Source organism: Arthrobacter sp. E44 (assembly GCF_041877125.1).
Classification (GTDB): Bacteria; Actinomycetota; Actinomycetes; order Actinomycetales; family Micrococcaceae; genus Arthrobacter.
In genome coordinates this window covers 59,908-73,613 of record NZ_JBHDJA010000022.1, presented here as the reverse complement: position 1 = coordinate 73,613, position 13,706 = coordinate 59,908, and the positions used below count along the sequence as shown (strand labels likewise).

The 13,706-nt window shown below is 65.2% G+C and carries 8 protein-coding genes and 1 tRNA gene; 1 reads left to right on the top strand and 8 read right to left on the bottom strand.

Annotated features, from left to right (window positions below; genetic code table 11):
• Positions 1-136: 136 nt before the first annotated feature.
• Together ACETK3_RS17520 and ACETK3_RS17515 are read right to left on the bottom strand one after the other, a co-directional pair.
• Positions 137-1,270: a tyrosine-type recombinase/integrase gene (locus tag ACETK3_RS17520; protein WP_373993263.1), complete on the bottom strand. Its 1,134-nt coding sequence runs from the start codon at positions 1,268-1,270 to the stop codon at positions 137-139.
• A gap of 87 nt (positions 1,271-1,357) precedes the next feature.
• Positions 1,358-1,439, bottom strand: a tRNA-Leu gene (locus tag ACETK3_RS17515).
• Positions 1,440-1,641: 202 nt separating this feature from the next.
• Between ACETK3_RS17515 and ACETK3_RS17510 the strand changes: the two genes are divergently transcribed.
• The gene (locus tag ACETK3_RS17510) at positions 1,642-2,247 is read left to right on the top strand and encodes an ANTAR domain-containing response regulator (protein WP_141940978.1); all 606 of its coding nucleotides are present in this window, start codon (positions 1,642-1,644) and stop codon (positions 2,245-2,247) included.
• 141 nt (positions 2,248-2,388) lie between these two features.
• Here ACETK3_RS17510 and pyk read toward each other — a convergent pair whose 3' ends face one another.
• From pyk to trpB, 6 genes are all read right to left on the bottom strand, one after another.
• A complete protein-coding gene (gene pyk, locus ACETK3_RS17505) occupies positions 2,389-3,894 on the bottom strand; it encodes a pyruvate kinase (protein WP_236802125.1) in 1,506 nt (501 codons plus the stop codon).
• 64 nt (positions 3,895-3,958) lie between these two features.
• Entirely contained in the window at positions 3,959-5,416 is a 1,458-nt protein-coding gene (locus ACETK3_RS17500; RefSeq protein ID WP_236802124.1) for a glutamate synthase subunit beta, read from the bottom strand.
• Positions 5,409-10,022 carry a glutamate synthase large subunit gene (gltB, locus tag ACETK3_RS17495; RefSeq protein ID WP_236802123.1) on the bottom strand — a complete coding sequence of 1,538 codons (4,614 nt, stop codon included), beginning with the start codon at positions 10,020-10,022 and terminating at the stop codon, positions 5,409-5,411. The genes ACETK3_RS17500 and gltB overlap by 8 nt, the downstream gene beginning before the upstream one ends.
• Before the next feature lie 261 nt (positions 10,023-10,283).
• Positions 10,284-11,450, bottom strand: coding sequence for a prolipoprotein diacylglyceryl transferase (gene lgt / locus ACETK3_RS17490; protein ID WP_373993262.1), 1,167 nt, complete (start codon positions 11,448-11,450; stop codon positions 10,284-10,286).
• Positions 11,451-11,453: 3 nt separating this feature from the next.
• Positions 11,454-12,320 carry a tryptophan synthase subunit alpha gene (gene trpA / locus ACETK3_RS17485; protein ID WP_373993261.1) on the bottom strand — a complete coding sequence of 289 codons (867 nt, stop codon included), beginning with the start codon at positions 12,318-12,320 and terminating at the stop codon, positions 11,454-11,456.
• Positions 12,317-13,636, bottom strand: coding sequence for a tryptophan synthase subunit beta (gene trpB / locus ACETK3_RS17480; RefSeq protein WP_373993260.1), 1,320 nt, complete (start codon positions 13,634-13,636; stop codon positions 12,317-12,319). The genes trpA and trpB overlap by 4 nt, the downstream gene beginning before the upstream one ends.
• Positions 13,637-13,706: the final 70 nt, after the last annotated feature.

Sequence of the window (13,706 nt, the reverse complement as noted above, 5' to 3'; positions counted from 1 at the left end):
AACCGCCACGACATCGCGGCGGAACTCTTCGGGAAAGGCTTTGGGCATGAGGAACATCCTTCCACCCGCAAGGATCAAATCCTCACAGGCAAAGTGTCAATCAAACCTTCAGCAGTCCCAGCCGACGAAATACGAGCTAAAGACGCTGAAAAGCTGTCACCGAACGCTCAGTTGCGTCAGCGCCCACCTGCAATGCCTCGGGCATCAGGTGACCGTACACCTGCTCAGTCGTCTTCGTGGATGCGTGCCTGAGCCGGCGGGAAATGGTAAACAATGGCACGCCGTCCTGGATGAGCCAGGACGCGTGGGTGTGGCGAAGGTCGTGAATCCTTGGGTTCTTAGTCATGCCAATTGCCTGGGCCGTGCGAACGGCAGGCACCCAGTAGTCAGCCCAGAAGAGTTTATGGACGATCCGGCCGCCCTTGGGCGTCGTGAACACCAGTTCCTTACCTGGCCTGCTTGCCACCAGCGGAATCAGCAGCTCCACCAGAGCCGGGTTCAGCCCGATGGTCCTCTTGCCGGCACCGGTCTTTGTCGCGCCAACGTAAAACTGGTTCTGCCCATCCCGTTTCCACGCTTTGTTGATGCGGGCAGTCGGTGGCTTGGAAAGCAGGTCCACGTCCGCAACAGTCAGTGCAGTGGCTTCTCCAAAACGCGTGCCGGTCATGACCAGGAAGTCAGTGAAGGCCTTGTACCGCTCCCCCATCCCCTCCATGATGAGCCGGTACTCGGCATGGGTCAGGAACATGGCCTCATCCTCGGCCTTCTCGATGTTCGGCAGCTGCACGCCCCGGCAGGGGTTTCGGGTGATGTAGCCGAGCATCTCCGCCGTATTCATCGAGGCCGAAATGAGGCCATGGATGTTATGGATCGTCTTTGGTGCCTTGCCTTTGGCCATCATTGACTTCACCCAGTGCGCAATGACGCGATAGTCGACCTTGTCCACGGGAACGTGACCGATGACCGGCCGGATGTGGAGATCAAGCATGGTTTGATACGTCTTGATGGTTCCGCTCGAAGGGCGGACCAGCAGATCGATGTGTTCTTGGATGACTTCTGCCACGGTAGGCGGACGTTTCTCGTTGGTGAGGATGGCGTGCTGGGCGATCTCAAACGATTGTCCGTTGGCGTCAAGCAGCCGCTTGAGGGTCTCAGCTTCGGTGACTGTAGCAACCGTGAGGCCTTGGGCGGTTTTGGTCTTAGGGTCCCGCCAGCGCACCATGAAGGACTTTGAACCGTCCTTTTTGGTGCGAGTACTGATGCTTGCCACACACAAAACGGTACGCTCGTGTACACACTTTGGCGGTTTTTGTACACACTCAATCGCTCAACAGGCGCTTGACCTGCGGAAACACTGTGCCCGAGGTGGGACTCGAACCCACACACCTTTCGATACCGCATTTTGAGTGCGGCGCGTCTGCCAATTCCGCCACTCGGGCGCGGAATACGAGGAGCGAAAGTACGCCCACAGCTGACTGTGAGCAACGCGATCGCTTCACGTACGCGGAATTACTCTACATGCAGATAGGCTGAATTCCAGAATCGCGCCGCCGTCGCCGCAACCGAACCCCTGCAAGCCAAGTACAGCCGCGGTGGCACCTAAGATAGTGATGTCCCGCCGTACCTTTTCAAGGAGATCCCGTGACTGAACAGACGGAGTCCAAGCCCACGTCCCAGCCGGCGCGCCGCGTCATTGTGGCAGAGGATGAAACCCTCATCCGCCTCGACATCATCGAGATCCTGCGCGGTGAAGGCTACGACGTCGTGGGCGAGGCGGACAACGGCGAGAAGGCCGTCCAGCTCGCCGAGGAACTCAAGCCTGACCTGGTCCTCATGGACGTCAAGATGCCCGTCATGGACGGCATCTCGGCAGCGGAAAAGATCGTCAAGGCCCGCATCGCCCCTGTGGTCCTGCTGACCGCCTTCAGCCAGAAGGAACTGGTGGAGCGGGCCCGTGACGCCGGCGCCATGGCCTACGTGGTCAAGCCGTTCACGCCCGCAGACCTCATCCCGGCGCTGGAGATCGCACTCTCCCGCCACGAGGAAATCAAGGCCCTCGAGGGCGAGGTTTCGGACCTGCAGGAGCAGTTCGCCACCCGCAAGCTCGTGGAGCGCGCCAAGAGCCTGCTGACCACCAAGATGGGCCTGACGGAACCGGAAGCCTTCCGCTGGATCCAGAAGACGTCCATGGACCGCCGCCTCAGCATGCGCGAGGTCGCCGAAACCATCATCAACCAGGTCAACTAGCGCGCAGGCCGGGCCCGGAGGAATTACGACGACGGCCCGGCCACCAACCGGGAACGGTCACCACAGCGGCCGGTCACCAAAGCAAGACAGCGAAAAGGACCCCTGCCAGAAGGCAGGGGTCCTTTTTGCTTTGTCAGAAGGCTAGGCCTCTGCGGCCTGGTTCTTCTTCTTCTTTTCCGGCCAGGGGCCGAGCTTCTCGCGGTTGCTTGCGATCTCTCCCCCGCGGGTGGAGTCGGCGAGGTCTCCCACCTTGTGCACCTTCAGGGAGTTGGTGGAGCCGGCCTTTCCGGGAGGCGAACCGGCGGCGATGACCACCAGGTCACCGTCCTGGACCAGGCCCATCTCTTCGAGACTGCGGTCAACCTGCGCGGTCATGGCGTCCGTGTGGTCCACCATCTGCACCAGCACCGGCTGGATGCCCCAGGTGAGGGCCATCTGGTTCCAGACCTGCTCCACTGGGGTGAAAGCGAAGACCGGCTTGATCGGCCGCAGGCGGGACAGGCGGCGGGCCGAGTCACCGGACTGGGTGAACGCACAAATGTACTTGGCGTCCAACTGGTCGGCGATTTCGACGGCGGCACGCGTGATGGCACCGCCACGGGTCCGCGGCTTGGTGCCCAGCGGGGGGACGCGCTCCAGGCCGTGGACCTCGGTGGACTCGATGATCCGGGCCATGGTCTTCACGGTCTCGATGGGGTACTTCCCCACGCTTGTCTCACCGGAAAGCATGACAGCGTCGGCACCGTCGAGCACGGCGTTGGCGCAGTCCGAAGCTTCTGCACGGGTGGGGCGCGGGTTATCGATCATCGATTCGAGCACCTGCGTGGCCACGATGACCGGCTTGGCCCACCGGCGTGCCAGTTCCACGGCGCGCTTCTGGACGATCGGCACTTCCTCCAGCGGCAGTTCCACACCGAGGTCGCCGCGGGCCACCATGATGGCGTCGAACGCGTCGATGATCTCGGGCAGCTGCTCCACGGCCTGCGGCTTTTCGATCTTGGCGATGACCGGTACGCGGCGGCCTTCCTCGTCCATGATCTCGTGCACGCGGCTGATGTCCGATGCGTCGCGGACAAACGACAGAGCCACCAGGTCAACACCGCGGCGGATGGCCCAACGGAGGTCGTCCTCATCCTTTTCGCTCAGCGCGGGAACGTTGACGGCCACGCCGGGGAGGTTGATGCCCTTGTTGTTGGACACCATGCCGCCAACGGTCACCTCGGCAACCACTTTGACGTCGTCGACCTCAATGGCGCGCAGGGCCACCTTGCCGTCGTCGATCAGCAGGGCATCGCCCACCTTGACGTCCTCGGTGAGGCTCTTCAGGGTGGTGGAGGCGATCTCCTGGGTACCGGGAACGTCCTCGGTGGTGATGGTGAAGATGTCACCGACGGCCAAGGCGTGCGGGCCGTCCACGAAACGGCCCAGGCGGATCTTGGGGCCCTGGAGGTCGGCCATGATGGCCACGGCCTTGCCAAGGTCGGACGCTGCCTTGCGGACGTTCTCGTAGGTGTTGTCATGCACGGTGTAGTCACCGTGGCTCATGTTCATGCGGGCGACGTCAACGCCTGCTTCCAGCACCGCGAGGGTGTTTTCGTAGCTGGCAATTGCCGGGCCGAACGTAGCCACAATTTTTGCGCGTCTCATATACCTACCCTATTGGTCACTTGCATTGTTTAAGTTGTCGGCGAGGTGAACCCTCGGTGCAGTCCTAGAGGACGGCGATGGCGCGGTCCGTCGGTGCGACGGGGGCGGGAAGGATGGTGCTTCCCATCAGGTACTTGTCCACTGCGGCAGCGGCGGCACGCCCCTCGGCAATGGCCCACACAATCAGGGACTGCCCGCGGCCGGCGTCACCGGCAACAAACACGCCTTCGGTGTTGGTCATGTAGTAGCCGTCGCGGGCAACGTTGCCGCGGCCGTCGAACTCGGCATGCACCTGGTCGCTGATGCCCGCAGGCTCAGCGCCGGTGAAGCCGAGCGACAGGAACACCAGGTCGGCCGGGATGATCCGTTCGGTGCCGGCCTTCGGGAGCCGCTTGCCGTCGACAAACTCGGTCTCGGCCACCTTCACGCCGGTCAGCTTGCCGTTCTCGCCAACGAACTCGACGGTGGAGGCGAGGTAGGTGCGTTCGCCGCCTTCCTCGTGCGCGCTGGCCATCTCGAACAGGGTGGGGAAGGTCGGCCACGGCTGGTGGCTGGCACGCTCCGACGGCGGCTGCTTGCCAATGGCAAGGGTGGTCACTGATGCGGCGCCATGCCGGTGCGCGGTACCCAGGCAGTCGGCACCGGTGTCGCCGCCGCCCAGGATCACCACGTGCTTGCCGTTGGCGTTGATCTGGTTTTCGATGGTTTCACCGGCCACCGCGCGGTTGGCGGGCACCAGGTAGTCCATGGCGAAGTGGATGCCGTCAAGGTCACGGCCCGGGATGGGCAGGTCACGCGGAACGGTGGCACCGGTGCAAATGACGACGGCGTCGTAGCGCCTCCGCAGCTGCTCCCAGGTCACGTCGGTGCCCACCGCGACGCCGGTCCGGAAGCGGGTGCCTTCGGCCTTCATCTGCTCGACGCGGCGGTCCACCTGCTCCTTTTCCATCTTGAAGTCGGGGATGCCGTAGCGCAGCAGGCCGCCGATCTTGTCGTCCCGCTCGTAGACGGCGACGGTGTGGCCCACGCGTGTGAGCTGCTGGGCGACGGCGAGGCCGGCGGGGCCGGAACCGACCACCGCAACGGTCTTGCCGGTGAGGCGGGCGGGCGGCAGCGGGTTGACCCAGCCGTTGTCCCATGCCTCGTCGATGATGGAGACTTCCACCTGCTTGATGGTCACTGCGGGCTGGTTGATTCCCAGCACGCAGGACGCCTCGCAGGGGGCGGGGCAGAGCCGGCCGGTGAACTCGGGGAAGTTGTTCGTGGCGTGCAGGCGCTCGATCGCTTCCTCGCCCTTGTCCCGCCACATGAGGTCGTTCCACTCGGGAATGAGGTTCCCCAGGGGGCAGCCCTGGTGGCAGAACGGGATGCCGCAGTCCATGCAGCGCCCGGCCTGGGCTTTCAGCGTGCCCTTTTCCTGTGCCTCGTAGACCTCTTTCCAGTCCATGATGCGGACGGGAACGGGACGGCGCGGCTGGGTTTCACGCTGGCGTACTTTCAGAAATCCGCGTGGATCAGCCACCGGTAACCTCCAGGATTCGAGACCATACTTCTTCGCCGTCGGGGTCAAGGCCCTCTTCGATGGCGTCGAGGCGGGTTTGCAGCACTGCCGCGTAATCGCGCGGCAGCACCTTGGTGATGCGGGCAGCGGTGTCGTCGAAGTTCTCGAGGAGGCGCGCCGCCAGCTGGGAGTCAGTTTCTTCCACGTGTTTGACCAGCAGGCCGTGGACAATGTCGCGGTCCTCGGCGTCCAGCTCGCGCAGCTGCAGCTCACCGGATTCCAGTGCCTGCTTGTTGACGCGGGTGGTCCGCAGGTCCAGGACGTATGCGGTTCCGCCGGACATGCCGGCGCCGAAGTTGCGGCCTGTGCGTCCGATGATCAGCGTCTGGCCGCCTGTCATGTATTCGCAGCCGTGGTCGCCAATGCCTTCGACGACGGCGGTGGCACCGGAGTTGCGGACCAGGAAGCGTTCGCCCACCTGGCCGCGCAGGAACAGCTCGCCGCTGGTGGCGCCGTAGCCGATCACGTTCCCGGCGATCACGTTGGTCTCCGCCTTGAACACGTTGGTGCGGTCCGGGCGGACGATGATCCGGCCGCCGGACAGGCCCTTGCCCACGTAGTCGTTGGAGTCACCGAACAACCGCAGGGTGATGCCCGCGGGCAGGAAGGCGCCCAGGGACTGGCCGGCGGTGCCGTTCAGCGTGACGTCGATGGTGTCCGTGGCCAGGACGTCGGTGCCAAAGGTCTTGGTGACGACGTGGCCCAGCATGGTGCCCACCGAACGGTCGGTGTTGATGACGTCCACGGTGATCTTAACCGGGCTGCGGTCCGTCAGCGCCTCGGTGGCCATGGTGATCAGGCGCTGGTCGAAGTGCTTGTCCAGCTCGTGGTTCTGGCCGGTCATGTTGCGCAGCGGCGCGTCGTCGTCGAACTCCAGGCCGTGCAGGATCGGGTCCAGGTCCAGCCCGTCGGCCTTCCAGTGGTTGACCGCTTCGCGGGTGTCCAGCACCTCGGCGTGGCCGATGGCCTCCTCGAGGCTGCGGAAACCGAGCTCTGCCAGGATCTCCCGGACTTCCTCAGCGAGGAATTCGAAGAAGTTGACCACGAACTCGGGCTTGCCGCTGAAGCGTGCGCGCAGCTCGGGGTTCTGCGTGGCAACACCTACGGGGCAGGTGTCCAGGTGGCAGACGCGCATCATGATGCAGCCTTCCACCACCAGAGGGGCGGTGGCGAAGCCGAACTCCTCGCCGCCCAGCAGGGCAGCGATGACAACGTCGCGGCCGGTCTTGAGCTGGCCATCCACCTGCACCACCACGCGGTCGCGCAGGCCGTTGAGCATCAGCGTCTGCTGCGTCTCGGCCAGGCCCAGCTCCCAGGGAACACCGGCGTGCTTGAGTGAGTTCAGCGGCGAGGCGCCGGTGCCGCCGTCGTGTCCGGAGACAAGTACGACGTCGGCCTTCGCCTTGGTCACGCCGGACGCCACGGTGCCGATCCCGACTTCCGACACAAGCTTCACGTGCACCCGCGCCGAGGGGTTGGCGCGCTTGGCATCGTAGATGAGCTGCGCGAGGTCCTCGATGGAGTAGATGTCGTGGTGCGGCGGCGGGGAGATGAGCCCAACGCCGGGGGTCGAGTGCCGCGTCCGGGCCACCCACGGGTAGACCTTCTGGGCCATCAGCTGGCCGCCTTCGCCGGGCTTGGCACCCTGCGCCATCTTGATCTGGATGTCGTCGGCGTTGGTCAGGTAGAGGCTGGTGACACCGAAACGGCCGGACGCGATCTGCTTGACCGCGGAGCGGCGCTTCGGATCCAGCAGGCGCTCAACATCCTCGCCGCCTTCACCGGTGTTGGACTTGCCGCCCAGCTGGTTCATGGCGATGGCCAGCGTCTCGTGTGCCTCCTGCGAGATGGAGCCATAGCTCATCGCACCAGTGGAGAACCGCTTGACGATGCTGGAGACCGGCTCCACTTCCTCAAGGGGAACAGAGGGGCGCTCGTTCTTGAACTTGAGGAGGCCGCGGAGGGTCATCAGGTTGGTGGACTGGTCGTCCACGCCCTTGGTGTACGACTTGAAGATGTCGTAGCGGCGCTCACGCGTCGCGTGCTGCAGCCGGAAGACGGTCTCCGGGTTGAAGAGGTGGGGTTCGCCGTCGCGGCGCCACTGGTACTCGCCGCCACCCAGCAGGGGGCGGTGCGGCTGCTCGATGCCGCCGTCCGGGTAGGCCATCTGGTGGCGCGCGGAAACCTCGGCTGCGATGACGTCCAGGCCGACGCCCCCAAGCTGGGAGTGGGTACCGGCGAAGAATTCGTCCACCAGTTCCTGGCCCAGACCCAATGCCTCGAAGGTCTGGGCTCCGGTGTATGAGGCCACGGTGGAGATGCCCATCTTGGACATGATCTTCAGGACGCCCTTGCCCAGGCCCTTGATCAGGTTGTAGACGCCGTCCTGCGGGGTCACGCCGGTGACGTCACCGGCGGCGATCAGCTGCTCCACGGATTCCATGGCCAGGTACGGGTTGACGGCGGAGGCGCCGTAGCCGATGAGCACGGCCACGTGGTGCGTTTCGCGGACGTCACCGGCTTCAACCACAAGGGCGGTCTTGGTGCGGTTGGCGCTGCGCAGCAGGTGGTGGTGCACGGCGCTGACCAGCAGCAGCGACGGGATGGGCGCCCACTGGGCGTTGGAGTCACGGTCGGAGAGCACGATGTACTGCACGCCGCGGTTGATGGCGCCGGAAACCTGCTCGCAGATTTCCGTGAGCCGTGCACGCAGCGCGTTTTCGCCGCCTTCGGGCCGGTACAGGCCGCGGACCTTCATGGCCACGCGGTTGCCGTCGGCGTCCTCGATGTTGGCGATCTTGGCAAGCTGGTCGTTGTTGATCACAGGGAACGGCAGCTGGACCTGCGGCTGGCGGACCTGCTTGGTGTCCAGGAGGTTGCCATTGGGTCCGATGGCGCAGGTGAGCGAGGTGACCAGTTCTTCGCGGATGGCGTCCAGCGGCGGGTTGGTGACCTGCGCGAAGGACTGCACGAAGTAGTCGAACAGCAGGCGCGGGCGCTTGGACAGCACGGCCACGGGAGTGTCGGAGCCCATGGCGCCAAGGGGCTCGGCACCGGTGCGGGCCATCGGGCCCAGCAGGATCTTCAGTTCCTCGGTGGTGTAGCCGAAGGTGCGCTGGCGGATGTTCACGGACGCAGCCGTGTGCACCACGTGCTCACGTTCGGGCAGGTCGTTGAGATCGATCAGGTTGTCCTTGACCCACTCGGCCCACGGGTTCGCCGCGGCTACTTCGGCCTTGACCTCTTCGTCGTCGATGATGCGGCCGGCCTCGGTGTCCACCAGGAACATCTTGCCCGGGGACACGCGGCCCTTCTTGACCACCTTGGAGGGTTCGACGTCGATCACGCCCACCTCGGAGGCGAAGACGATCAGGCCGTCCTCGGTGATCCAGAAGCGGCCGGGGCGCAGGCCGTTGCGGTCAAGGGTGGCGCCGACCAGGTTGCCGTCGGTGAAGGAGACTGCGGCGGGGCCGTCCCACGGTTCCATGAGCAGCGAGTGGTACTCGTAGAAAGCGCGCCGGGCCGGATCCATGGTGGCGTGGTTTTCCCAGGCCTCGGGGATCATCATCATGATCGAGTGCGTGATGGGGCGGCCGGAGAGCCAGAGCAGCTCCGCAACTTCGTCAAAGGACGCGGAGTCGGAGGCGCCGGGGGTGCAGATGGGGTACAGCTCTTCCGGCGAGTCACCCAGCAGCGGGTTGGCGAGCTGTGACTGGCGGGCCCGCATCCAGTTCCGGTTGCCCTTGACGGTGTTGATCTCACCGTTGTGGGCGATGGTGCGGAACGGCTGCGCCAGCGGCCACGACGGGAAGGTGTTCGTGGAGAAGCGCGAGTGCACGATCGCCAGCTTGGTCTTGAACCGCTTGTCGGAGAGGTCCGGGTAGAACGGCTCCAGCTGGGCGGTGGTGAGCATGCCCTTGTAGACGATGGTCCGGGAGGACAGCGACGGGAAGTACACGCCGAACTTGTTCTGGGCCCGCTTGCGGATCCGCCACGCACGGGAGTCCAGCTCGTTGCGGTCCAGTTCCTCACCGTTGGCCGATGCCAGGAAGGGCTGGGAGAAGTAGGGCATGCAGGCGCGGGCCATGGCACCGACCAGATCGGCAACGATGGGCACTTCACGCCACCCGAGGACCTTCAGGCCCTCATCGGCAGCCAGGCCCTCGATACCGGCCTTGGCGGCGTCGGCTTCCCGCTGCTCGGCAGGCAGGAAGGCGGTGCCGGCCACGTACTGGCCGGGGGCCGGCAGTTCGAACTCCGTGACGGCCCGGAAGAACTCGTCCGGAATCTGCATGAGCAGGCCTGCGCCGTCGCCGGTGCCCTCGTCGGCACCCACGGCGCCACGGTGCTCGAGGTTGCGAAGCGCAGTCAGCGCGGCGTCGACGATGTCGTACCCGGGTTCGCCGCGCAGCGTCGCGATAATCGCAAGCCCGCAGGCGTCCTTCTCCTGCTCCGGGTTGTACAGCCCGGCGGCTTCCGGCATGGCTGCGAAGCGCTTGAACGGCGACAGTGCAGTCTCAGGCTGGTCCGGTTCGGACCAGCTGGGAGTGTTAAGAGTTTGGGTCATGGGAGACGTCCTTCCTCCTGATCGTGCGTATGGAAGGGACACCGTTGGCCCCACTCGTCGGCGCCGCTGCGATGGGCACAACAAAGTGTTGATTACTGGAAATTGTAGGTCAGCGCGGCCTGCGGAACTAAAGGTTACGCAGGCCCCTGCCCAGGGCAGCACCGGTGGCCATTACTGGCCGTCCGGACTGCCCCATGCCACGACGTTGTGGTTCTTCGGGCCCTTCGAGCGGTGGCTCTGCTGCCCTGCCTGGCCGGCGCCCTACTTGACGGTGCCTGCCTCCGACGCGGGTCCGGTGGCTGTGCTGCCGGAGTGTCCGGCAGCGGTGGCATCCGTTCCGGGCTTTGAGCCTTCCGGTGCCGCCGCGGCGTCTTCCGTGGGGTCGGAAGCATGCCTGGAACCGCTGTGGTTATCAGGGAGATTACCACGCGAATCACTATCTGAGACACCGCGGTCCGTATCACGGACTTCATGACTGGCGCCTGAGTCCGTGGAGGCTTCCACGGACTTCTCCGGTTCATGGCCGGGCAGGTAGACGGTGTCCGGATCGGGGCGGCCCTTGAGGCCCAGGAGAATGAAGGCGATCAGTGCCGCGAGGAAGACGAAGATGCTGGTCCACACGTTGAGCCGTGTGGTGATGCCAAAGATGCTGATCTGCTCTGCGTCATCGATGCGCATGGCTTCGATCCAGACACGGCCCAGGGTGTAGTACATGGCGTACAGCCAGAAGAGCCGGCTCCGGCGGAAGTGGAAGCGCCGGTCCAGGGCGAGCAGGATCAGTACGCCGGCCAGGTTCCACAGCGACTCGTAAAGGAAGGTGGGGTGGAACAGGGTGTCTGCAGGCATGCCTGCAGGAAAGTTGGGGTTGTTGGAGTCGATCTGCAGGCCCCACGGCAGGGTGGTGGGTCCGCCGAAGAGTTCCTGGTTGAAGTAGTTGCCCCACCGGCCGATGGCCTGGGCCAGGAGCAGCCCGGGTGCCGCGGCGTCAACGAAGGCACTCAGCTTGACCCCGCTGCGGCGGCAGCCAATCCAGGCGCCGACGGCCCCGAGGACGACGGCGCCCCAGATTCCCAGCCCGCCGCGCTGGATTTGCGGGATCAGGGAGAGGTCACCGGTGCCGTCAAAGCCGGGTCCGAAGTAGGCGTCCGGCGATGAGACCACGTGGTAGAGGCGGCCGCCGATGATGCCAAAGGGGATGGCCCAGATAACGATGTCCCAGACACTGCCTTCAGGGGCGCCGCGCTTGGCCCACCGCACGGAGGTCAACCACAGGCCAACGATGATTCCGGCCAGGATGCACAGCGCGTAGGCGTGGATCCGCAGGCTGCCCCATGGCAGGGGAATGTCGAAACCGGACCAGTCCGGGCTGGGGATGCTCGCCGGAACCAGGGCGGGAGCCAGTGCTGTTGCCTGAAGGAGTGCCTCCATGGACTAGGCCCCGCTTTCCTGCGTGGCCCCGTTGACCTTCGCCAGGCCGGTGCTGAGGTCCTTGGTGAGGGTGGCAACTGCGTCCACGCCGCCGTCGCCCAGGGTCTTCACCAGGGCTGTGCCCACGATGACGCCTTCTGCGTAGGCGGCAATCTCGCGCACCTGGTCGGCATTGGACACACCCAGGCCTACGCAGACACGTTCCGCGCCGGCACCATGTGCTGCGGCGACAACATCCTTGGCGGCACTGCTCACGGACGTACGGGCACCTGTGACGCCCATGATGGAGACGGCGTAAACGAAGCCACGGCTCGCGTCCACGGTGCGCTGCATGCGCTCCGGGGTGGACGACGGGGCAACGAGGAACACACGGTCCAGGCCGTACTTGTCCGAGGCTGCCATCCATTCGGCGGCCTCGTCAGGAATGAGGTCCGGGGTGATGAGCCCCGCTCCCCCGGCTTCGGCCAGCCGGCGCGAGAATTCATCCACACCCATGCGGACCACGGGGTTCCAGTAGGTCATGACCAGGACGGCGGCGTCGGTCTGGCTGGTGATGCCGGCAACCACGTCGAACACCTGGCTGACGTGGAAGCCCTTGGCAAGCGCCTCCGTGGTGGCGGCCTGGATGACCTGGCCGTCCATGACGGGATCCGAGTACGGAATGCCGATCTCGATCAGGTCGGCGCCGTTCCGGGCCGCTGCGATGCCGGCGGTGATGGATTCCTCAACGCTGGGGTAGCCGGCGGGCAGGTAGGCGATTAGGGCGGCGCGGCCCTGGTCGCGTGCCCTGTCGATGGCGGCAGCAGCTTTGCTGGTGCCTGCTGCCGGGTTGGCCGTTCCTGCCGTGCCGTTGATCTCTGCGCTGCTCACAGCTGCTCCCCCTCTTTGCCGATCTCGGATTCGGCGGAATTCTTGTCCAGCAGGTCAAACCATTCGGCGGCGGTGGCCACGTCCTTGTCACCGCGCCCGGACAGGTTGACGATGACGATCTTGTCGCCCACGGCCGCAGGATCCTCGGCGGCAAGCCGCTGGCCCACCTTGATGGCGCCTGCCAGCGCGTGCGAGGACTCGATGGCAGGGATGATGCCCTCGGTGCGGCACAGGAGGCGGAAGGACTCCATCGCTTCGCTGTCGGTGATGGGCTCGTAGCTGACCCGGCCAATATCGGCCAGGTACGAGTGCTCCGGGCCGACGCCCGGGTAGTCCAGGCCGGCGGAGATGGAGTGCGACTCGATGGTCTGCCCGTCGTCGTCCTGCATGAGGTAGGAGCGGGCGCCGTGCAGCACCCCGGGCTTGCCCAGCGTGATGGTGGCGGCGTGGCGTCCGGTTTCAACGCCCTCGCCGCCGGCCTCAAAGCCGTAGATCTTCACGGAAGGATCGTCCAGGAAGCCGTGGAAAATACCGATGGCGTTGGAGCCGCCGCCGATGCAGGCGCAGACGGCGTCCGGAAGGCGCCCCTCCTGCTCCAGGATCTGGGCTCGGGCTTCCTCGCCGATCACCTCGTGGAAGTACCGGACCATGGCCGGGAACGGGTGTGCGCCCGCCGCGGTCCCCAGCAGGTAGTGGGTGTTGGCGACGTTGGCCACCCAGTCACGGAGGGCGTCATTGATGGCGTCCTTGAGGGTCTGAGATCCGCTGGTGACGGGGATGACCTTGGCGCCGAGGAGTTCCATGCGGGCAACGTTCAGCGCTTGCCGGCGGCAGTCCTCGGCACCCATATAGACCACGCATTCCATGCCCATCAGCGCGGCTGCCGTGGCGCTGGCCACACCGTGCTGGCCGGCGCCGGTTTCAGCGATGATGCGCGTCTTGCCCATGCGCTTGGCAAGCAGCGCCTGGCCCAGGACGTTGTTGATCTTGTGCGATCCGGTGTGGTTCAGGTCCTCGCGCTTGAGGAACACACGCACTCCACCGGCGTGCTGGGAGAACCGCTTGGCTTCCGTCAGCAGGGACGGACGGCCGGAGTAGTTCTTGTTCAGGTCCGCGATCTGGGCCCGGAACTCGGGATCGTCCTTGGCCTTGTTGAACGTCTCTTCGAGTTCGTCCAGGGCGGCGATGAGGGACTCCGGCATCCATCGCCCGCCGTAGTTGCCGAAGTACGGCCCCGGGGCGTGGCGGAGGGATCCGCCCTGCAGGAATGCTTCCGCGGTGTTGTTGTCAGCGTTTCCTGAGGGTGCTTGAGCCATCAGTCCTGTCCTCTTCGAAGTTGGCGGTCAAAAGTCTTCTGCTCCGGCGTGGAGCCGGAGTGCGGTCCTG